We start from the raw sequence: 20,524 nt of genomic DNA on the forward strand, positions 1-20,524 counted from the left end.
ATTCCCACTTTTCACAAGAGGGATTTAAAAAGTCTTACCATTCTATGGGCCTTACAAACGCGTCCCTTCCAGCAAATTCAGCCATATCTCCCAGCTCATCTTCAATACGCATCAGCTGGTTGTACTTTTCTACTCGCTCTCCTCGACAAGGGGCCCCTGCTTTCAGATGACCGGTTCCCAGAGCTACGGTCATATCCGCAATAAAGCTGTCTATGGTCTCGCCACTACGATGTGAAACAAAAGCACCCCAGCCACAACTTTGACACAAGTGCACAGCATCGACAGTCTCTGTCAGAGTGCCAATCTGATTCAATTTAATCAGTGCTGAATTGGCCAGATTCTCTTCGATTCCACGGGCAATGTATTCCACATTGGTGACAAAAATATCGTCGCCTACTATCTCGATAGCATCACCCAGCTCATTATTCAGGGCAGCCCAGCCTCCCCAGTCTGATTCAGAAAGACCATCTTCCAGTAGACAAATCGGATAATTCTTAACCAGTTGTGCGTAATAACTCACCATTTCAGCGGAAGACAGTACTTTTTTTTCTGTTCTTAAGTGATATTTCTCATCCTTAAAGAATTCACTGGAAGCCGGATCCATGCATATGCCTACATCTTTTCCGGGTGAGAGTCCTACCTTCTCAATAGCTGCAAGAATAAGATCCAGTGGTTCCTGATTAGAAGACACTGACGGTGCAAAACCTCCCTCATCGCCGACAGCGCAATGGTAATGCTTCTCCAACAAAATAGATTTGAGGGCCTGATAGATCTCACTCCCCCAGCGCACAGCATCCCGGAAGGTATCGGCTCCATAGGGAGCAATCATGAACTCCTGAAAATCAGCGCCCTGCCAGCGAGCATGAACACCGCCATTGATAATGTTCATACAGGGCACGGGCAAACGGTTGGCACTGATGCCACCGATATACTGGTAGAGTGGTAACTTTACCGACATGGCAGCAGCTCTGCAGACTGCCATAGAAACACCCAGCATTGCATTAGCCCCAAGCCTGGACTTATCTGGGGTACCATCCAATTCAATCATTCTGTTATCGATGCCAGCCTGATCCCTGACATCCGCTTCGAACAACAGAATAGCCAATTCACCGTTGACTGAATCAATGGCTTTTTCGACTCCCAGCCCTGAGTATCGCCCTGTTTCGCCATCTCTCAGCTCCATCGCCTCCCTCGTCCCTTTACTGGCCCCCGAAGGCACCGAGGCACGAGCAACGATACCACAGGACAATGAGCACTCGACTTCAAGGGTAGGATGACCCCGGGAGTCCAGAATTTCGTGCGCAAGAAGGCTGGTGATAGCGAAATCCATAGGATATGACCTCCGGTTAAACTGGATTAAATATAGAGGCAATCCTCAAGACAAACCTGTCAGAAAGGTTATCTCCAATTCGGTTTAAATAACCTGAAAGACAGAAGACTTCTATAGAAGCACCTGCTTATCCGGAACTTTTACTTAAAGAACACACCCAGCCCTTCAATTAACGGGCAATCACTAACCCTTCTATTGTAAAGAATTATTTATTCATCCTTTCACTCACATCAATTTTTTTGAATCCAAGTTTACAAATGAGCTAAAAACGAGCGTTAAAAGACTTTTTTTAAGTGCTCTTTCCCAAGCAAAGCTTAATCCTTTAACCATCCTTCTCACCTTTTTACACAAGGGCACCACCCTTTTTATTTATTCGACAAATGTCTTTTAGGAGGAAATCTAAATCGAATAAAAATTAAATTTTTATAGCTAAATTTGTAAAAAAATTCTGTTTCAGGGTATTATTCCGCCCGATTTGCTGGGAATGTACTCCAGCGTATCTTTTTGTCAGGGTCATTTGCCTGACTTATCCGTCACACTTATTCGCTAAACGACCACGATCTTTTAATGAATAAGTGTTACTCATGACCTGTGGCCAGACTGTCAAAACCAAAAGTAAAGACGTCGGCTAAAAACCAGCTAAAACTGTTTGGAGCGGAAGTATGTCGTACCAGTCCGAAGTTCTCCCAACAGGTGATGCACATAACACCAATAAAAATCGCACCGCCTTTGATCGTTTCCTTGCTACCGTAGAGTGGCTGGGTAACCTGTTACCCCACCCTATTACCCTGTTTGCCCTGTTTGCTGTTGGTATTGTTGTCATCAGTGGTATCGCCTCATGGGCCGGACTGAGCGTGATCGACCCACGTCCGGAAGGTACTGCAGGCCGGGCAGCTGATGGCATGATTCATGTCGTCAACCTGTTCACAGGTGAAGGCCTTAGAATGATTGTGACCAACCTGGTCAGTAACTTCACCGGGTTTGCTCCTCTGGGAACCGTTCTCGTCGCCCTTATGGGTGTCAGCATTGCTGAGCACTCTGGCCTGCTGAGCGCTCTGGTTCGTTCACTGGTCATGAAGGCGTCACGCAACACTGTGACCCTGATCGTCGTGTTTGCCGGTATTCTTTCCAACACAGCCTCTGAACTGGGCTACGTGGTGGTTATCCCTCTGGCTGCAATGATCTTCCACTCTTTGGGCAGACACCCTCTGGCCGGACTGGCAGCAGCCTTTGCCGGTGTATCCGGTGGTTATAGCGCCAACCTGTTACTGGGTACTGTTGACCCTCTGCTGTCCGGCATTACAGAAACAGCAGCACGAATGATTGACCCGGCTTATGTCGTAGGCCCTGAAGCCAACTGGTACTTCATGTCAGTCAGCGTCTTCCTGATTACCTTTGTAGGCACCTGGGTCACCAACAAGATCATTGAACCTCGCCTGGGTAAATACAATGAATCTGAAGCAGCTGTCGATCTTTCTGAAGATAAAATGGAAGAAGTCACTGCTCTTGAGAAACGTGGTCTGAAACTGGCAGGATTGGCTTTGCTGGCAGTAGTTGGAGTTATGGCTCTGACCATTGTTCCTGAGTGGGGCGTACTCAGACATCCCGAGACAGGTGCTGTTTCAGGCTCTCCATTCCTGAAAGGCATTGTTGCCATGATTCTGATTTTCTTTGCGATTCCAGGCTTCGTCTACGGTAAAACGGTAGGCACGGTCAAGAACGACAAAGATGTCATTGACTGCATGTCCAAGAGCATGAGTACCATGGGCATGTATATTGTTCTGGTATTCTTTGCTGCCCAATTTGTAGCTTTCTTTGGCATGACCAATCTGGGCACTATCTTTGCGGTACTCGGTGCTGAATTCCTTCAGAACATCGGCCTGACCGGTCCACTGCTGTTCATCGTTTTCATCATGATGTGTGGCTTTGTGAACCTGATGATTGGCTCAGCGTCTGCACAATGGGCTGTCACTGCTCCCATCTTTGTACCCATGCTGATGCTGGTTGGCTACGCTCCTGAAGTCATTCAGGCTGCCTACCGTATCGGCGACTCTGTAACAAACATCATCACACCTATGATGAGCTATTTTGGCCTGATCGTTGCCTTTGCTTCTCGATACAAGAAAGACCTGGGTATTGGCACACTGATCTCCATGATGCTGCCTTACTCTATGTTCTTCGTCATTGGCTGGAGCGTTCTGTTCTTCGTATGGGTCTTTGTACTGGGTCTGCCCGTTGGACCTGGCTCTGCCACCTTCTACAGTGCTGGCTAACAGCGCCGCTTAACGATTAAAAAGGGGTGAGAATTCACCCTTTTTTTTATAGCATTACCCTATTCAGGAGCATCTAAGGAAAGTCATCGGGTGTTAACAACTTCTTGCGCCATTGGAGAAGCCGTATCCACAAAAAGATCGGCTAGCAAAATGACGGAAAGAAAAAAGAGAAGAACAATAAGAGAGCTGATCATAACCATTGACTCCTTTGACTATGGTTTTTTTTTATTGAGGGCCCAGTTTCTGAAAGCAGATCTGCCCCATTAATTATTTATATTCTTGGCTCTTCAGGGATAACTGTGGGTAAAAATGAACAGATTTTGAGATAAAAGCATCAGTAGCAAACTTTTGATAGTTTTTTGTTGATGGACAAAAAAACAACAAAAGTGACCACTGATGCTGATTAAAACTATCCTCAATAAAGTTCATAAACTCAAGTCATTTGTTTATCAAGATGTAAAGCTCGGCTTCTATCAAGGTTCTGAAGTATTCAATGTAACCGTTGTTCCACGAAAGAACAGTCACGCTATCTGCTCAGGATGCCAGAAGCCTGCTCCTGGCTATGATCATCTTGCTGAACGTCGCTTCGAGTTTATCCCTCTCTGGGGCATCAGGGTTTTCCTGCTCTACATAATGCGACGGGTGGAATACAATTCATGTGGTGTAAAGGTTGAACAGGTTCCATGGGCTGATGGCAAGAAGGAGCTGACCAAAGTTTACATGCAGTTCCTCGCACATTGGGCAAAAAAGTTATCGTGGAAAGAGGTTGCCAGTAGTTTCAGTACTTCATGGGAGAAAGTCTTTCATGCTGTTGAGTACGTTGTTGAATGGGGAAAGGCCCACCGTACACTCGATAACGTCAGGGCTATTGGCGTTGATGAGGTTGCCTACCAGACAGGCCATAAATACCTGACTGTCGTTTACCAGATTGATCGCGGTTGCACACGATTATTGTGGGTTAGTCAGGAGCGTACAGAGGCTACGATTCGAAGCTTCTTCGCTTTCTTTGGTACGGAGCGTAGTCAGCGATTGGAGTATGTCTGCTCTGATATGTGGAAGCCCTACGTAAAAGCCATCGCGGAATGTGCCAGTCAGGCACTGCACATCCTGGATAGCTTCCACATCGTGGCCATGTTGAACAAGGCTATTGATGAAGTCCGGGCATCTGAACATAAGCAGCTACAGGCCGATGGTTATGAGCCTGTTTTGAAAAAAACACGCTGGTGCCTACTCAAGCGCAAAGAAAACCTCACAGAGAAAGAAGAGATAAAGCTGAACACCGTGCTTCAGTACAACCTGAAAAGCGTCAGAGCCTACCTGCTCATAGAAGAATTTCAGGCATTCTGGGAGTACATTTCACCACATTGGGCGGAAAAATATCTGGATCGTTGGTGTACAAGAGTCATGCGATCAAAGATAGAGCCGATGAAAAAAGTTGCTAAAACTGTTCGACGACACAAGCCTCTCATCCTGAACTGGTTCCGGGCAAAAAAGGCGTATTCCAGCGGTATTGTTGAGGGTCTGAATACCAAGATAAAACTCACTACGAGAAAATCATACGGATTCAGAACTTATAAATGCGCAGAAATCGCTTTATATCATGCACTCGGCAAGCTGCCTGAACCGGAAATGACCCACAGATTTTACTGACGAGGCATATTCTTCAGTCAGTGGTGCAGTCAGAAGAAAACATTGACAAATGTCACCTGAATGACAAAAAACAAGACGATCGACTCATACCTGAAAGCCGGTACTTATCTTGTCTATTAATTAATCTTATTTATTTCAATCAAAACAAGCGTTATGAGCACCTCAATTTAAATTAATCAACTCACTTAAAAGCAATCGTCTTTTTTATAGAGTGATTGTCACCTATTTTACACTCACTTCTATTCATGCATTGCCTGCTTGATCGTTATCAACTTTAACAGCGACTCTTTTGAACGAATACAATAAAAGCCTTTGTTCTTATGCATAACATCTTCTTTCACAAGCTCTCTAAAGACTTTATTAACAACCTGTCTTGAAACACAAACCAGCTGCGCAATGTCTTCCTGTGTAATACTGAGATCAAGCCCAAAACCATGCGTGCAAGCTACAGCGTGCTCACGGCAGAGGTTAACCATGGTTTCAATTATGCGGGTTCTGGCATCTTTAAAAATCAGGCTGTCGAGCCTTGCCTGCAAGATTCCCTGCCGCTCTTCGAGCTTCTGCATTACCTCCAGATACAGCCTGGGATTGGTCATATCATCAAGAAACTTCTCCTTCTCAATCAACAGAATGGTCGCAGCCTGAATAGGAACCAGTTCATAAGATACCTCACCACCGTGTATACCACCGAACAAGTCACCCACCTCAAGCACAGAATCCAACATTCTGACCGAGTCATTAACCTGCCGATACAGTTTGATACGCCCGGTTAAAACCAGATAAACCCCCTGCTGACGAATCGCCAATGGAGACCGGTGATCAATTTTTACCTGGTGAGCTTCACGAGTCAGTGACTCAACGTCTTCTTTAGAAAAACGTTTAAAAAAGTCCAGAGACCTTAAATACCAAAGGTTAATATCACTCATCTAAGACCTACAACAAAATTGTTATTTTGTATTTTTATATACGACTCTTATTTTCAAGTAACCAATATACGACAATTTATTTTAAAAATTATTTGCTAGCACAACTTAGCACAGTGAAGCTATTTTTGTTAACTATAAGACTTATATCGTGATTGATTATTAAAGAAACAGGCGAAAGAAAACGGTGATCGTTCACGTTTTTTTCGCCTCCACTCATTTATTGAAGATACATAATGGTTGATTTTATCTCAATAAACTTATCAAAGGCATACAGCGATTTATCACGGCCATTTCCTGACTGTTTAAACCCGCCAAACGGCACCGACATGTCACCCCCCAGATAACCATTCACATAAACAGTACCTGCCCTGATTTTTCCGGCAACGCGGTGTGCCCTTTTTAGATTATCGGTCCAGAGACCTGCAGCCAAACCATAGTGGGTGTCGTTGGCAATTCGTATCGCTTCGTCTTCATGACTGAACCGAATGACAGAAACGACCGGACCAAAGATCTCTTCACGAGCAATCGTCATGGTATTACTCACTCCTTCAAACAGAGTCGGTTCAATATAAAAACCTCCAGTATCCTCCATCACTCTCTGCCCACCCGAGCTCAGCCTGGCCCCTTCTTCCTGACCTGTGGAAATATAATCAAGGATGGTACGAACCTGAACCTCATCGACAATAGCACCTGCCCGGCTTTCCGGATCGAGAGGATGCCCTGGCTGCCAGGTCTGTATATGCTTTTGCAGTAGTGGCATGAATTCATCGTAAACGGCTTCATCTACCAACAACCTTGAGCCGGCAACACATACTTCGCCCTGGTTATAGCCAATGCCCATTGCTGCCCCTTTAGCTGCAGCTTCAAGGTCCTGACAATCACCAAAAATAATGTGTGGACTCTTGCCTCCAGCTTCGAGCCAGATGCGCTTCATATTTGACTCACCGGCATAAACCATTAACTGTCATGCAGTGCGAGTTGAGCCCGTGAATGCCAAACAATCAACATCATTATGTAATGCCAGAGCCTTGCCAACGGTATGACCATATCCTGGTAATACCTGTAGTACCCCCTTGGGCAAACCGGCTTCTTCTGCCAATTGCGCCAGGCGAATCGCTGTTAGCGATGATTTTTCAGAGGGTTTGAGAATGACACTGTTTCCCGTTGCCAGAGCAGGACCCAATTTCAGACTGGCCATACTCATAGGAAAGTTCCAGGGAACGATGGCAGCCACCACACCAACGGGCTCACGAGTAATCAATGCCAGGCGAGCAGGATCTACAGGAGCGATCTCACCATAAATTTTATCGATAGCTTCTGCACACCAGCGCAATGAATGAGCACTGCCAGGAATATCATCATTCAGAGAAAAACGGATAGCTTTGCCCATATCCATAGTTTCCAGCAAAGCCAGTTCTTCGATATGCTCCAGTATCAAGTCAGACAACTTGAATAAAACAGCCTTTCGATCGGCTGGAGCCGCTCTGGACCAATCTCCTGACTCAAAGACTGAGCGTGCACAGGCCACCGCTTTGTCAGCATCTTCCTGAGAGCAGCTGGCTATTTTACCAAGAGTCCGTCCGTCAACAGGAGAGATGCAATCAAACGTCTCTCCGGAGGCGGCATCACAATACTCGCCGTTAATCCAAGCTTTACCATTGATGATTAGCTCTTCAGCCTTGGTCTCCCAGTAAGCTTTATTCTGGCTGGACATGGTGACTCCACTTTTCAGTATCGGTTAATGAAACACTACTGCTCGGGGAGCACTCATTATTGAGAGTTTTTCTGCCAGAGCCAAGTCAAATGTCAGCATTACTATCAACCTTGTTATGCAACTGACTCTATAGGCGCTCTAGGATGTGCTGACAACAAAACAGCCATTTAAAGGAGTAATACCATGGCTTTATCCATCAATCTGGAAGATCACTACAACTACACACTGCTGGAAGTCCAGGGCAAAGTAGACGCTGTCACCTCTCCAATACTGGATCATGCTATCGAAGCCGCTACTTTTGAAGGCAACCGACATCTAATTCTCGATTGCTCACAGCTGTTTAGCATAAGCAGTGAAGGTTTGAGAGTATTGCTCAACACCCGAAATACATTGACTCTGCTTCATAGCCTGACGTTGTGTAATGTGTCCAGATCTATTCGTGCATTATTGGAACTGAGCGGTATTTCACGCTACGTAAGCATTGCCAGCGACCTGGAAGAAGCCGAATCCATGCTGTTTGAATCAGATGCCCAGTTGGGTAGAATCAACATGAACTAAGCCTGCTCTAACAACGATGAATCCAGTATCACCTAACGTACCCTCAATCCCTGCAGCTTCTGTCAGTCAGGGAGACTGAGAGAGTTCAATATTTCTCCCCGGCAGATGTAAGACAACGATTACTTCTATCCTGTCGATCAAACAGAGCTCTGTCTTCATACCAGATTCATCACCCTAAGAAAACAAGCGTTTTGGAAGCAGCAAAGCTCTTCAAGCAAGCCAATATTTCATTCTCCGACCCTCAATTGAAGACAACTGGTGGAAAACCAACCAGCCGCGTCACACTTATCACTGGACACAGTAAGTCAGGTAACACTAAACATCCGTTGACTGATATTTATCTTCCTGATCCGCATGGGGAAGGATGGCATTAAGCAGTACCGCAGTGATGGCACAAAGGCTGATCCCTTTAAGGGTAAACTCACCAAACGACAAAGCCAGGTTACCAATACCAAACACCAGAACAACCGACACTATTACCAGGTTGCGCGGCTTAGCCAGATCCACTTGAGCCTTGATCATGGTACTGAGACCCACTACGGCAATAGAGCCGAACAACAGCATCATAATCCCCCCCATCACAGGGGTCGGAATGGTTGCCAGAAAACCGCCTACTTTACCGATAAAAGCCACCACAATGGCAATGATCGCAGCCCAGGTCATAATCTTTGGGTTAAAGGCCTTGGTCAGCATGACCGCACCCGTCACTTCTGAATAGGTAGTATTAGGTGGACCACCCAACATAGCTGCAGCAGAAGTGGCCAGACCGTCTCCCATCAGGGTGTTTTTCAGACCTGGCTTTTCCAGATACTTTTTACCCGTCACCGAACTAATCGCCAGCATATCACCAATATGCTCAATAGCAGGTGCAATGGCGACAGGCATCATGAAAAGAATGGCATTCCAGTTAAATTCTGGAGCAGTGAACGAAGGAATAGCCAGCCATGGACGCTCGGCTATCGGCTGAAAATCAACCACACCCATGAACAAAGCTGCCAGATACCCGGTAGTGATACCACAAATAATGGGGATCAATTTAAGAATCCCCCCGGCCAGAGTAGCCACCACCAAAGTAGTCATCAGCGCGATTCCCGCCAACAACAATGAAGTATCCGGATCTATTGCCGGGTTGGCTCCACCACTGGCCATGTTTACCGCAACGGGAGCCAGACCCAGTCCAATAACCATGATGACAGGCCCTACCACCACTGGCGGAAAGAGGCGATACAAAATCCCGCTTCCCCTCAGGCGGATGATAAAACTCAGCAGTACATAAAAAATACCTGCAGCCATCATCCCTCCTAATGTTGCAGGGATACCCCAGCTTTCAACACTAAAAGTAATGGGAGCAATAAATGCGAAGGAAGACGCCAGAAAGATGGGCACTTGACGTCGGGTACATAGCTGAAAGATCAGTGTGCCAATGCCCGCTGTAAAAAAGGCCACATTAGGGTCCAGCCCGGTCAACAAAGGTACCAGCACCAGAGCTCCAAAGGCGACAAACAGCATCTGTCCCCCCATCAGCATCTGACGCCAAACCGGCATGTCTTCACCGTTCAGATTTGCATCAGTCATAATCAGTCCCTTATAGATAGACGCCCACAAATAACCAGTAGCCACCCAGTAATATCCAGGTAAACACTATGAAAAAGTAAACGACAGGGTAATCTTTTTTTGCTACAGGTATGGCTAGCCAGGTAGTTCCCCTTGCCAGATCAAACAGCCCCCAGAGCAACAGAATGCCCCCCAGAGCCAGTACCATTCCAGCAGAAATGCTACATAAACCACAACCAGACAGATAACGGCCGGTCGTGGTAGTATTGATACTGTAGACCAGACTTTTTCAGATAGTTTCATCTTGAAGTCGGTACTCAGGTAACTGAAAACTTACAAGGTTCCTGGAAGCTTTCCCTGCGTTATTTAGTTCCGAAGATTTTATCTCCGGCATCGCCCAGGCCTGGCATGATATAACCGTGCTCATTCAGGCAGTCATCCACGGATGCTGTGAAAATAGTGACATCAGGATGAGCCTCAAGCACCTTCTCAATACCTTCCGGAGCCGCTACCAAAACCAGGCAGCGAATTTCCTTGCAACCGGCTTTTTTAAGCATATCGATGGTTGCAATCATAGAGCCACCGGTTGCCAGCATAGGATCCAGTACCAGAGCAATTCGCTCATCGATATCCTTAACCAGCTTTTCAAAGTAAGGAACAGGCTCCAGGGTTACTTCATCCCGATACAAGCCAACCACACTGACACGGGCACTCGGTACCAGGTCAAGTACACCATCCATCATACCCAGACCGGCTCTGAGGATAGGTACAATCGTAATTTTTTTACCTTTAATTTGCTTGACGGTGACATCTCCTGCCCATCCATCAATAACATGATCTTCCAATTCAAAATCTTTGGTCGCTTCATAGGTCAGCAGCGAGCCAACTTCATTAGCCAGTGTCCGAAACCCTTTCGTACTGATATCCTTGGTGCGCATAATGCCCAGCTTGTGCTGTACCAGAGGGTGTTTGATTTCCTGTACACTCATGTCAGATCCCGATGCCTTCCGCGTATTACTAAGCCAGCCCATTTCACGGGCGTAAACCTTTTTATTTTTACACACCCCTTACTATTCACCTATAAGTTTTTCTCACATCAAACCGCCGTGAAGCTACAACTTGCTGTTAACCTCTAATAAAGGTATTTTTGCTCTCTTTTTTTGCTACGGTTCAACTTTTGCCTACACTGCCTGGTACCCTGTGGTTCTGCTTGGATGTTAAGCAGAGTCAAAAGACGCCAGACGTTAGCCAATGACCCGTTACCTGTTATTACAACGAGGTTCCAAACCCATGTCTGTTGATCTCGACCATATCCAGCAAGTCCTCGACGAAGCTGACTGCCTGTATAATGAACAGCAGATAGAAGAAGCCATCAAGAGCATGGGCAGTGCCATTACTGAACAGCTCTCTAACAGTAACCCACTGGTTTACTGTGTAATGAATGGTGGAATGGTCATTACTGGTAAGCTGCTCACTCACTTGCAGTTTCCTCTAGAAGCCTCTTACGTGCACGCCACTCGCTATCGTGATCAGTTGACCGGTGGTCGTCTGGACTGGAGAGTGCGCCCTTCACAGGACATGAAAGGCAGAACAGTTCTGATCGTTGATGATATTCTGGACGAAGGCCATACCCTGGATGCCATCGTTGATTTCTGCAAGGAACAAGGTGCCGAGCAGGTTATGACGGCAGTGCTTGTTGACAAACTGCACAACAGAAAAGCCCGCCCAGATCTTAAAGCTGACTTCTATGGTCTTGAAATTGAAGATCGTTATATCTTTGGTTATGGACTGGACTATCAGGGCTACTGGAGAAATGCCAACGGCATTTTCGCCTTGAAAGGCCACTGAGCCAAACCGTCAATTGAACCAGACTGCTTCAAACAGTCTGGTTCAATGACCTTTAATTCCGGTAGAGTTCATTCTTCCCTGCAGCCCCTTCCTTATAGCAGCACGCTCCTGCTCAACCTCCTTGGGAACAGCCTTGTGCTTTTTAAGCGCACTCTTTTCTTCTTTTACCTGTTGCTCGCGAACTTCTTCTACTCCTTTTCTGAAATCCTTTCCCTTGCTGGCCTTGGCCTGAGCATCAACGGCTTGATGATATTCTTTCTTGAGTGCCTTTCTGTCACTGGAATGAGCCTCCACCTTGCTTTCCATGCGCTCCAACTGCCCCTCCAGGTTCGCTCTCAGCTTTTTGAATGACACCTCTACCCTGGCTTTAGCCTGTTGCTTATGTTCAGGACTCAGGCGTTTGTTGTCATTAATTTCAGCCAACCGCTGTCGTCTCATTTTCTTAATCCCTTTCAACTTGGCTTTCAAAGCCGGGATCTCATAATCTTTTCTTTGCTCATGCTCCATTTTCTGGACAGCCAACGCTTCCTTTTTGGCACCTACCGCTTCTCCGAGTGCTTTTAACTCCGTCCGATACTCTGTCCATTTTTGTCGAACTTCAGCATCAGCCTTACGCTGCACACTCTCTACTTCACGATCGACTTTTGTATGACGGAACTCAGCTTCTTTTGCTACTGCAGCATCTATTCTTGGCTTCAGAGTCTGGCTGAGCGCTCTGATCTCTTGCTTAAGTTCAGCTCGCTTGCCGGGCTCATCTTCAGTTCCACGAATTCTTCTTAACTCTCTTCGATCTGCATCATAACTTTGGAAACCTGCATCTTTGTCAAAAGCGGCTCTGAACTTCGCCATCATCTCTTTTCTATCGCCAAACAGTTCCGCCTTTGAAAAATCATAGGTTTTTCCATCAGGAGCGGGGAACTTACCTCTTTTTGGGGGAGCGCCCACCGTTTCATAGAGTTCAAGCGACTTGCTGAATTTTTTATCAAAATCCACCAGTTTTTTCTCAAGTCCATTGCCTTTTTCTTTCAGTTCTGCCAGCGCTTCTACTTTCTCATTTCTGGCAGTGAGATCTCTTTTCAGACTTGTACTGTGAACACCATCAATCAGTTCCCGGGGAACAGGCTTCCAGTTTTCATGCTTAAAAAAGCGCTTTAACTCGCCAAAGACGTGAGCTACTTTTTGCTTAAGAGTTCGTTCTGTTGTTTCTTTAGCTGGACTGGTGGAACCGGAGGACTCGGTACCTACCTGCTTTTTGCCTTCGACCACTTCACTCTTTCGATCATGAACGGATGTGTCTGGAGGGACGGACTGCTGCGACCTGCCATGCGAAGGGGGAGGTGGAGGCAAATAATTGGGATGATTGCGCGCTTCGATACTGCGATTCAGACCCTGAGCTTTCGGTCTGGGTTTCTCTACAATACCATGAGAGCCCAGCTGATCCGTCTGTATCGGACTTTGCCCCCCTACTGACCCCGCTCCTGTCGACATCCCTGCTTCCTCTGCGATCTTTTCAGTCTATTCCGTTATATATTTAAGTATCATCTATAGCAGGGAGGCTTATTCAAAGAATTTATATCATTTCGGAATAATTCAGAGCACCTGATCCACTATGAATGCTGTAATCGCCACAATTCCGACAATCGTCGTAAAAGTATCCAGATATATGTTCCTGAAGCGTCTAAGATCAGGCACTCTATACAGAGCATAAACAGGCATAAGGTATAAAATGGTTGCCAGAATAGGCACCACCACAATCTCAACCATTCCGATCACATTCCAGTTAGCATTACCTGCCAGCCAACAAGTAATGAGAGCAAAAGCAAGCGTGCCCCTACGCAGCGCAATCGGATTTAATGGCTTGTGACCATTGTATTTATGCCATTGCTGAATCACCAGCCCCTGCATCCCCTCTAAAGTGCCCAGATAAACTCCGAAAAAGGAACTGGCGATGGCCAAAAACGCGATGGCTGAAGCAATCACCGCAAAGACCGGATTCCCGGAACGATTGGCTAACACAGAGAGAACAGGAAGGTTGGCTTCTTTGGCCTGCAAAAGATCTTCCGGAGTCAGACTCAGTACACAAGAAAATACAAATAGTAGAATAACGACCAGTAACAGCTGGGTATTTCGCTTCAGAATAAGACTGGTTTTCTGCGCGCAGGCCTCTCTATCAGGTATGGTCAGACGATAGGCCTGTGCAAAGGCTGAACAGGCCGGAGAATGATTGAAAGAAAAGACCAGCAACGGGGTCGAAAGAAACAGAGTCAACAGCATGTCATGAATATTAAAGGGCTGATCAAATGCTGCCAAATTCCAATGGGGAATCAAATAAATTGAGATGCCCAGTAAGATAACCACCAGCGGATAACAAAGAAATTTGACAGATCTTAGCATCCATTTTTCGCCAATATGCATGATGGCAACAAGACAGGATACAAGCCCGAGACTTAAGAGAATTCTGGGGGGAGGCTCCATCTGCAGTTGATACTCCATAAAACTGATGACGACATTGGTCACCCCAATGCCATACAGCAGAAATATCGGATAGATTGAAAGAAAATACGCCAAAGTCAGCACTCTACCGGCGGTTGTTCCAAAGTGCTCATTGACGGTGCTGGTAATATTTGAGGCAGGATCAGAGGAAGAGAGACAGAATCGAACCAGATTTCTATGGGCGAGCCAAACCATTGGACCCGCCAGGAAAGCCATCACGACCAGAGGCCATATACCACCGGCTCCTGCATTGATAGGCAGGTACAATATGCCGGCACCAATCGCAGTGCCGAACAGATTCATCATCCAGCCACTGTCTCTGGCGCTCCAAGTCTTTCCCTGCCTGAATTTATGCCGCGTAACGTCTTCTAGTTCCGTTTCCACGGTGCTGTCAGACATACTACCCCCGCAGAATGTGTGTATGAATAGGAAATTCAGAGTTCAGCAAAGCATAAATTGAAATCCAGAGAGCAGTATAGACACCGAAAACGTGAGCAAGCCGTAGACTTACAGTTTGAAACACATCGTGTACAATGCCGCTAAACTGCCATGATCGATCAGGAATAACAATGAAGAAAGACAAGCAGAAAGTCATTGGTGAAGTACTGAATGACGAGCGAATCAAAGAACTGCTTACCCTTCAACCACCTATGGGCGAAGACCGGGCCTTACACATTCTGACCCGTGCATACCGGGCCCTCAGGGCAGACGACTTTGAACGTTTTCTACGTTTCTATACAGAAACGGGTCTGGCTATTAATCCGGCTACTCCAGAGGGTGGCTCATTTTTGTCCACTCTGGAACAACATCAACATGCGTCACCTTATATCCAAGCTTTAAAGAACTGTGGTGCCAACTAACACCGTTTCTTTATTTGCCATCTATACTTCTGGTCTTTAGCTTACTCAGGAGAGTCACCATGTTTGGCACATGGTTCAAAGACCCCCGTATGATGGCCTGCGCGCTGATTATGTTTAGCGCTACTGCGCTAGCCTGTGACGACGCTTCAATGGGAGACAGGCTGGCAGCCTACAATCAGCATTACCCGGCCATTTCTTACCCTGCTCTCAGAAAAGCAATGGATGCGGGCGAAGTTTTTATTATCGACAGTAATAAGGCAGAAACCTTCAGCAATGGCCACCTGCCAGGCGCTTACTCATTAGTAGACAGAGATAACCTGAAGAACAAACTTCCTACCCTTAAGAACTATCCCATTGTTGTTTATTGTGGTGGCCCACAATGCCCATCCTGGTTTGCCGGTGCTGATTTTGCTGTGGCACAGGGTTACACCAATATCATGCATTACAAAGGCGGCCTGAAAGACTGGAAAGAACAGGGGGACACCCTGGCATCGGGCAAAAACTGATCGTATTTCAACTGAAGCGAAACGACTTCCCAACATCAGTCTGCACAACAGACTCTTCACAAAAGTGTCACTGATTCGTCATTCGTCACTGTCATTCTATATACGACATAAACGCAAGCCGTTTGCAAAACACTCTCAGGGGTTGATGGATCTGATAGAACCCCTGAAGCAAAACAATAAAAAGCCAATAGAAAGGAAACCTTCATGGAAAAAGGAAGTCTGCTTCTGGCAGCCAGTCTGGGTCTGACTCTGGCCGGGGCCACCTCTGCCAATAGCGAGTCACCGGAACATTGGGTGTATCAGGGCAAAAAGGCTCTTGCCGACGAGTTGAGAAGTTACCCCAATATGCGCTCAGCCAAAAACATTATTCTGTTTGTAGGCGACGGCATGGGTATGTCTACGGTGACAGCGGCCAGAATTCTTGAAGGACAGCAGCGTGGGCAAAACGGTGAAGAAAACGAACTGTCTTTCGAGCAGCTCCCCCACATGTCTTTATCAAAAACCTATACGACTAATTTTCAGGTTCCTGACTCGGCAGGCACGATGACCGCTATGATGACCGGTGTAAAAACCCGTAGCGGTGTCATTAATCTGGATCAGAGTGTCGATCGTGGCGCCTGTGATTTTTCAGAGAGTAATGTTCTGACCACTTTCCTGCAAACAGCAGAAGATGCAGGCCAATCGACAGGCGTTGTCTCTACAGCCCGACTGACCCATGCCACTCCGGCAGCAACTTACTCTGTCAGCCCTGATCGCGGTTGGGAAGATGATAAGGATATGCCTCAGGAGGCAAAGAATGCAGGCTGTGTTGATATCGCCAGCCAGCTGATTGATTTTGAGTATGGCAACGGTATTGAAGTCGCCATGGGGGGAGGTCGTCGCAGCTTTATTCCTGCCACCATGAACGATCCTGAAGATACTGACAGAACCGGTGAGCGCCAGGATAATAGGAACCTGACTGAAGAGTGGATGAATAACTACTCGAACTCAGCTTATGTCTGGAACAAGGAACAGTTCGACAACATTAATCCTCAGGAAACGGATCACCTGCTGGGACTGTTCAATCGCTCTCATATGGAATACGAAGCAGACCGTGAAGAAGACACGGCTGGCGAACCTTCCATTGCTGACATGACCGATAAGGCCATTGATATCCTCTCTAAAAACCGCAAAGGCTATTTCCTGATGGTCGAAGCCGGTCGTATTGATCATGGTCATCACAGTGGCAATGCTTACCGAGCCCTCCATGACACCATAGCTTTTTCCAATGCAGTAAAAACAGCTATGGAAAAAACCGATCCTCGTGAAACCCTGATTATTGTTACCGCAGACCATAGCCATGTTATGACCATTGCCGGTTATCCACAGCGCGGTAACTCGATTCTGGGCAAAGTTGTCACAACTGATTCTCAAGGCAATCCATCTGACAATGTATTGTTGGCGGCTGATGGCTTGCCCTATACCACTCTGGGATACGCCAATGGTCCTGGCACCAATGGTCGTGAAAGCTCTGAACGCAGGGTCGACCTGAATAATATGGATACCGAAGCCAGAGATTTCCGTCAGGAATCACTGATTCCTCTCTACTCTGAAACCCATGCCGGTGAAGATGTTGCGGTTTATGCTGGCGGACCATGGGCTCACCTGTTCAACAAGACTCAGGAACAGAGTTACGTGTTCTACGTTATGAATCATGCATCACGTATCAACAAGCGTAAATGGTGGAACTGGGGCCAATAAGCCTCTGAAAAGCCAGAGGCGTCAAGATTGACACCTCTGGCCTTTCAGCCAATTCCCATATCGAGCAGCCACACCTCCTAATCCAGTCAAGCTAATAGTCCACCTGTATTGACATAGACAGTAACGGTTAATGGCTTTGCCATATTCTGTTGGCGCTTCGTTTTTCGGCCAGATAAATGTCGTTATTTCCCTTCACCACTTCGCTCTGATGCAGACATATGAACCCCATTGACAATGTTTAGGGTGAGTGGGAGCATCTAAAGTGCTCCCTCATTTATGCTGTAGAGAATAAGAGCCATGGAAAACCAACCTGTTATTCAAGGTGTCATTGCCAAAAACTGTCAGCCAGAGGGTTGCCGGGAAGCCGTCAGACAGCAAATCAATGCTGTTCAGCGTTCGTCGTTTGCAAACGCACCGGCAAAAAACATACTGATCCTTGGCGCCTCTTCCGGTTTTGGGCTGGCAACACGAATCGTGGCCAATTTTGGCCTCCTGGCTAATACTCTGAACCTATCGTTTGAAAAGCCTCCTTCCGAAAAAGGAACAGGCTCTGCCGGCTGGCACAACAATCAGGCCTGTCAGGCATTTGCCGAAGAGCAGGGACTCACCTCAATAAACAAGGTGGGTGATGCCTTCTCAGCAGAATTCAGGAAAGAAGTCAGAGAGATCATCAAGGAGCACTTCGATGGACACATCGACCTACTGATCTACAGTTTGGCCACAGGGGGTCGTCCCGACCCTGAATCTGGAGAATTGATTCGCTCTGCCATCAAACCCATTGACGAGCCTTATCAGGGATATACGCTGGACCTTGAGCACGAAGCCCTTCAATCAGTCACACTGCAACCGGCAACTCCTGCAGAAATAACCGACACTGTTAAAGTAATGGGTGGCGAGGACTGGTACAACTGGGTTCAGGAGCTGCAGGAAGAACACCTGCTTTCTAATGGATTTAGAACCATGGCCTATTCCTACATAGGCCCGGAAATCACCCATGCCATCTATCATCATGGAACTCTCGGAAGGGCCAAACAGGATCTTCAGCAGTACACCGATCGATTGAATGAACTGTTGGCAATACAGGGCGGAGGAGCCTGGCTGGTAGTGTGTAAAGCCTTGGTAACCAAAGCAAGCGTGTTCATTCCCGGTTTTGGCCCTTACCTCATGGCTCTGTACAAAGTCATGAAACAGCAGGGAGTGCATGAAGGCTGCATAGAACAGATGATCAGGCTTTTTTCAGAGAAAAATGCTCTGGCAAACCCGACAACAGACGATCAACGTATGATCAGACTGGATGATTGGGAACTGAGAGGCTCAGTGCAGGGAGAGGTCTCTGAACTATTGCAGCAGGCAACCCCTGAAAACTTCAGAACATTACTGGATTATGATGGGGTCAGACAGGACTTCTTGAATCTGAATGGCTTCGATCTGATGTCAGCGACTGAATAAGTTTGGATTCAAAAATTGAAAGTAGTCAGTCCTCTGTTTTTCTGGCAGCAAAGAGCCATAAATAGAACATCTGACACCACTTTAACTCCGGCCTTTTTTAGCATGGCAGCGGTGACATCCTCTCCTTTTTCTGTGACGACTTTTGCCTGGTGGTTTAAGACATCATTGCCATCGGCACTGCAACCCTCTCCAACAATTCTTGCTCTTGGCCTTGGAGTGGCCAAGTCGCCAATTTCCTCAGGACATAGCGGAATTATTTCCCATTCTTCAAAGGCTTTTATGACTTTGGAATGTGTACAGGCACCACCATCAAATCTGCATTTTTTACCCAGAAGGCAAGCACTGATTACAACAGCTCTGGTCTTCGGCATGAATAATCACCCGTGACTTCAACAAAAATCAGGTGGCTCGATTATAGTAAAATTCCTGTAGAGGATGGCGCCTGTGAAGCATTCACTCCAGACCTGATCAAACATCACTTGTCGTCAGAACAGGTCTGGAAGTTATCTGCAGAAACAGACTGGCGTATATTAATGCTGTAACTCAGGGTAGTCGGTATAACCTTCAGCGCCGCCCATATAAAAATACTCCGGCTTCGCTTCATTCAGACTGGCATTCACTTTGAAACGCGCCACCAGATCCGGATTGGAAATAAACGGAACACCAAAGGCCACGGCATCCAGCTGTTGTGAGTCAATAGCACCCGATGCTTCTTCTTTGCTATAACCCATATTGCCGATCAGATTCCCTTTGTAGAGTGCTCTCGCAGGGGACATGATATCGGCCTGCTGCTCTCCGGCAAAATCACTGCGCATCAGATGCCAGTAAGCAAGCTGATAATCATTCAGTTCTTCAGCTAGCCACTCAGTCAGACCAACAGGATCACTGTCCTTCATACTGTTGAAACCGTTCAGAGGCGAAGTTCTCAGTCCCACTTTACCGCCGCCCCACACATCTACGACAGCATCCAGAACTTCAAACATTAAACGTGAACGGTTTTCAAGCGAGCCTCCGTAGGCGTCTGTCCGCTGGTTACTGCCATCCCGGAGGAAGTTATCCAGCAAATAACCGTTCGCCCCATGTACCTCTACCCCATCAAAACCGGCTTCTTTCGCATTCAAAGCGCCTTGCCTGAAGGCAGATACAATAGAAGGAATCTCATTCAGTTCCAGAGAACGGGGCGTGGTATAGGGCAGCTTGCCTTCCGGTGTATGAACAACATCATCAATAGCAATGGGGCTGGCTGCAACCGGTGTTTCTCCATCATTGAGAACAGGATGATTGGCACGCCCTCCGTGCCATAGCTGCAAAAAGATCTTGCCTCCTTTCTCGTGGACCGCGTCTGTGACCTTTTTCCAACCCTCAATTTGTTCTTGTGAGTAGATGCCCGGTTCATTAACAAAAGCAGAGGTTCCTTCTGCGACCATTGTCGCCTCGGCAATGATCAAACCGGCTCCGGCACGCTGTGCATAATACTCTGACATTATCTCGGTAGGCACATGGTCTTCTGCACGGGTTCGGGTCAGTGGCGCCATGATGATTCGATTAGACAGTTCAACTTCACCCAGCCGAATCTCTGAAAACAGATCATGAGTCGAAGACATTTCAATCCCTCAAATAGTT

18 protein-coding genes and 1 pseudogene are annotated in these 20,524 nt (G+C 46.9%); 9 read left to right on the forward strand and 10 right to left on the reverse strand.

What is annotated here, in order from left to right; genetic code table 11:
- Positions 1 to 34: 34 nt before the first annotated feature.
- A complete protein-coding gene (eno, locus tag GZ78_RS01480; RefSeq protein WP_034832199.1) occupies positions 35 to 1,330 on the reverse strand; it encodes a phosphopyruvate hydratase in 1,296 nt (431 codons plus the stop codon).
- 662 nt (positions 1,331 to 1,992) lie between these two features.
- Here eno and GZ78_RS01485 point away from each other — a divergent pair.
- The gene (locus tag GZ78_RS01485; protein WP_034832201.1) at positions 1,993 to 3,603 is read left to right on the forward strand and encodes an AbgT family transporter; all 1,611 of its coding nucleotides are present in this window, start codon (positions 1,993 to 1,995) and stop codon (positions 3,601 to 3,603) included.
- A gap of 396 nt (positions 3,604 to 3,999) precedes the next feature.
- Positions 4,000 to 5,253: an ISL3 family transposase gene (locus GZ78_RS01490; RefSeq protein WP_034832203.1), complete on the forward strand. Its 1,254-nt coding sequence runs from the start codon at positions 4,000 to 4,002 to the stop codon at positions 5,251 to 5,253.
- Positions 5,254 to 5,492: 239 nt separating this feature from the next.
- Here GZ78_RS01490 and GZ78_RS01495 read toward each other — a convergent pair whose 3' ends face one another.
- Together GZ78_RS01495 and GZ78_RS01500 are read right to left on the reverse strand one after the other, a co-directional pair.
- Positions 5,493 to 6,179, reverse strand: coding sequence for a Crp/Fnr family transcriptional regulator (locus tag GZ78_RS01495; RefSeq protein ID WP_034832205.1), 687 nt, complete (start codon positions 6,177 to 6,179; stop codon positions 5,493 to 5,495).
- 217 nt (positions 6,180 to 6,396) lie between these two features.
- Positions 6,397 to 7,893, reverse strand: a pseudogene (locus tag GZ78_RS01500) (aldehyde dehydrogenase).
- 183 nt (positions 7,894 to 8,076) lie between these two features.
- On the opposite strand from GZ78_RS01500, the gene GZ78_RS01505 reads away from it, so the two are divergent.
- Complete coding sequence (locus GZ78_RS01505) at positions 8,077 to 8,451, forward strand: STAS domain-containing protein (protein ID WP_034832208.1); 375 nt, start codon at positions 8,077 to 8,079, stop codon at positions 8,449 to 8,451.
- 315 nt (positions 8,452 to 8,766) lie between these two features.
- On the opposite strand, the gene GZ78_RS01510 is transcribed toward GZ78_RS01505, so the two are convergent.
- From GZ78_RS01510 to upp, 3 genes are all read right to left on the reverse strand, one after another.
- Entirely contained in the window at positions 8,767 to 10,026 is a 1,260-nt protein-coding gene (locus GZ78_RS01510; protein WP_034832209.1) for a uracil-xanthine permease family protein, read from the reverse strand.
- Between the two features lie 10 nt (positions 10,027 to 10,036).
- The gene (locus GZ78_RS29280; RefSeq protein ID WP_161787283.1) at positions 10,037 to 10,213 is read right to left on the reverse strand and encodes a hypothetical protein; all 177 of its coding nucleotides are present in this window, start codon (positions 10,211 to 10,213) and stop codon (positions 10,037 to 10,039) included.
- Between the two features lie 154 nt (positions 10,214 to 10,367).
- On the reverse strand, positions 10,368 to 10,994 hold the full coding sequence (gene upp, locus GZ78_RS01515; protein WP_034832211.1) for a uracil phosphoribosyltransferase: 627 nt from the start codon (positions 10,992 to 10,994) through the stop codon (positions 10,368 to 10,370).
- 301 nt (positions 10,995 to 11,295) lie between these two features.
- Here upp and GZ78_RS01520 point away from each other — a divergent pair, with 301 nt between their 5' ends.
- Complete coding sequence (locus GZ78_RS01520) at positions 11,296 to 11,853, forward strand: hypoxanthine-guanine phosphoribosyltransferase (protein ID WP_034833968.1); 558 nt, start codon at positions 11,296 to 11,298, stop codon at positions 11,851 to 11,853.
- Between the two features lie 42 nt (positions 11,854 to 11,895).
- On the opposite strand, the gene GZ78_RS01525 is transcribed toward GZ78_RS01520, so the two are convergent.
- Both GZ78_RS01525 and GZ78_RS01530 read right to left on the reverse strand, forming a co-directional pair.
- A complete protein-coding gene (locus tag GZ78_RS01525; protein WP_034832213.1) occupies positions 11,896 to 13,341 on the reverse strand; it encodes a hypothetical protein in 1,446 nt (481 codons plus the stop codon).
- A 102-nt stretch (positions 13,342 to 13,443) separates the two neighbouring features.
- Positions 13,444 to 14,745 carry an amino acid permease gene (locus tag GZ78_RS01530; RefSeq protein WP_034832215.1) on the reverse strand — a complete coding sequence of 434 codons (1,302 nt, stop codon included), beginning with the start codon at positions 14,743 to 14,745 and terminating at the stop codon, positions 13,444 to 13,446.
- Between the two features lie 170 nt (positions 14,746 to 14,915).
- Here GZ78_RS01530 and GZ78_RS01535 point away from each other — a divergent pair, with 170 nt between their 5' ends.
- The 4 genes from GZ78_RS01535 (at position 14,916) to fabV (ending at position 18,901) form a co-directional block, all read left to right on the forward strand.
- Positions 14,916 to 15,206 carry a PA4642 family protein gene (locus GZ78_RS01535; RefSeq protein WP_034832216.1) on the forward strand — a complete coding sequence of 97 codons (291 nt, stop codon included), beginning with the start codon at positions 14,916 to 14,918 and terminating at the stop codon, positions 15,204 to 15,206.
- A 59-nt stretch (positions 15,207 to 15,265) separates the two neighbouring features.
- Entirely contained in the window at positions 15,266 to 15,712 is a 447-nt protein-coding gene (locus GZ78_RS01540; protein ID WP_034832218.1) for a rhodanese-like domain-containing protein, read from the forward strand.
- Positions 15,713 to 15,916: 204 nt separating this feature from the next.
- Positions 15,917 to 17,452 carry an alkaline phosphatase gene (locus tag GZ78_RS01545; RefSeq protein WP_034832220.1) on the forward strand — a complete coding sequence of 512 codons (1,536 nt, stop codon included), beginning with the start codon at positions 15,917 to 15,919 and terminating at the stop codon, positions 17,450 to 17,452.
- Positions 17,453 to 17,749: 297 nt separating this feature from the next.
- On the forward strand, positions 17,750 to 18,901 hold the full coding sequence (fabV, locus tag GZ78_RS01550; RefSeq protein ID WP_034832222.1) for an enoyl-ACP reductase FabV: 1,152 nt from the start codon (positions 17,750 to 17,752) through the stop codon (positions 18,899 to 18,901).
- 8 nt (positions 18,902 to 18,909) lie between these two features.
- Here fabV and GZ78_RS01555 read toward each other — a convergent pair whose 3' ends face one another.
- On the reverse strand, positions 18,910 to 19,272 hold the full coding sequence (locus GZ78_RS01555; RefSeq protein ID WP_051785715.1) for a DUF523 domain-containing protein: 363 nt from the start codon (positions 19,270 to 19,272) through the stop codon (positions 18,910 to 18,912).
- Between the two features lie 12 nt (positions 19,273 to 19,284).
- Between GZ78_RS01555 and GZ78_RS29285 the strand changes: the two genes are divergently transcribed.
- Positions 19,285 to 19,443, forward strand: coding sequence for a hypothetical protein (locus GZ78_RS29285; protein ID WP_161787284.1), 159 nt, complete (start codon positions 19,285 to 19,287; stop codon positions 19,441 to 19,443).
- Here GZ78_RS29285 and GZ78_RS01560 read toward each other — a convergent pair.
- Positions 19,432 to 20,505, reverse strand: a complete 1,074-nt coding sequence (locus GZ78_RS01560) for an alkene reductase (protein WP_034832225.1) — start codon at positions 20,503 to 20,505, stop codon at positions 19,432 to 19,434. The genes GZ78_RS29285 and GZ78_RS01560 overlap by 12 nt on opposite strands.
- Positions 20,506 to 20,524 lie beyond the last annotated feature (19 nt).

The sequence above is a fragment of the Endozoicomonas numazuensis genome (assembly GCF_000722635.1).
Classification (GTDB): Bacteria; Pseudomonadota; Gammaproteobacteria; order Pseudomonadales; family Endozoicomonadaceae; genus Endozoicomonas_A; species Endozoicomonas_A numazuensis.

What these genes read in the sequence shown, in the direction of transcription:
- GZ78_RS01520 (WP_034833968.1), top strand. Translation starts at nt 11,296, where the DNA reads ATGTCTGTTGATCTCGACCATATCCAGCAAGTCCTCGACGAAGCTGAC.
- GZ78_RS01535 (WP_034832216.1), top strand. Translation starts at nt 14,916, where the DNA reads ATGAAGAAAGACAAGCAGAAAGTCATTGGTGAAGTACTGAATGACGAG.
- GZ78_RS01555 (WP_051785715.1), bottom strand. Translation starts at nt 19,272, where the DNA reads ATGCCGAAGACCAGAGCTGTTGTAATCAGTGCTTGCCTTCTGGGTAAA.
- GZ78_RS01485 (WP_034832201.1), top strand. Translation starts at nt 1,993, where the DNA reads ATGTCGTACCAGTCCGAAGTTCTCCCAACAGGTGATGCACATAACACC.
- fabV (WP_034832222.1), top strand. Translation starts at nt 17,750, where the DNA reads ATGGAAAACCAACCTGTTATTCAAGGTGTCATTGCCAAAAACTGTCAG.
- GZ78_RS01530 (WP_034832215.1), bottom strand. Translation starts at nt 14,745, where the DNA reads ATGTCTGACAGCACCGTGGAAACGGAACTAGAAGACGTTACGCGGCAT.
- GZ78_RS01525 (WP_034832213.1), bottom strand. Translation starts at nt 13,341, where the DNA reads ATGTCGACAGGAGCGGGGTCAGTAGGGGGGCAAAGTCCGATACAGACG.
- GZ78_RS01560 (WP_034832225.1), bottom strand. Translation starts at nt 20,505, where the DNA reads ATGTCTTCGACTCATGATCTGTTTTCAGAGATTCGGCTGGGTGAAGTT.
- GZ78_RS01505 (WP_034832208.1), top strand. Translation starts at nt 8,077, where the DNA reads ATGGCTTTATCCATCAATCTGGAAGATCACTACAACTACACACTGCTG.
- GZ78_RS01540 (WP_034832218.1), top strand. Translation starts at nt 15,266, where the DNA reads ATGTTTGGCACATGGTTCAAAGACCCCCGTATGATGGCCTGCGCGCTG.
- GZ78_RS01510 (WP_034832209.1), bottom strand. Translation starts at nt 10,026, where the DNA reads ATGACTGATGCAAATCTGAACGGTGAAGACATGCCGGTTTGGCGTCAG.
- GZ78_RS01490 (WP_034832203.1), top strand. Translation starts at nt 4,000, where the DNA reads ATGCTGATTAAAACTATCCTCAATAAAGTTCATAAACTCAAGTCATTT.
- eno (WP_034832199.1), bottom strand. Translation starts at nt 1,330, where the DNA reads ATGGATTTCGCTATCACCAGCCTTCTTGCGCACGAAATTCTGGACTCC.
- GZ78_RS01495 (WP_034832205.1), bottom strand. Translation starts at nt 6,179, where the DNA reads ATGAGTGATATTAACCTTTGGTATTTAAGGTCTCTGGACTTTTTTAAA.
- upp (WP_034832211.1), bottom strand. Translation starts at nt 10,994, where the DNA reads ATGAGTGTACAGGAAATCAAACACCCTCTGGTACAGCACAAGCTGGGC.
- GZ78_RS01545 (WP_034832220.1), top strand. Translation starts at nt 15,917, where the DNA reads ATGGAAAAAGGAAGTCTGCTTCTGGCAGCCAGTCTGGGTCTGACTCTG.
- GZ78_RS29280 (WP_161787283.1), bottom strand. Translation starts at nt 10,213, where the DNA reads ATGGTACTGGCTCTGGGGGGCATTCTGTTGCTCTGGGGGCTGTTTGAT.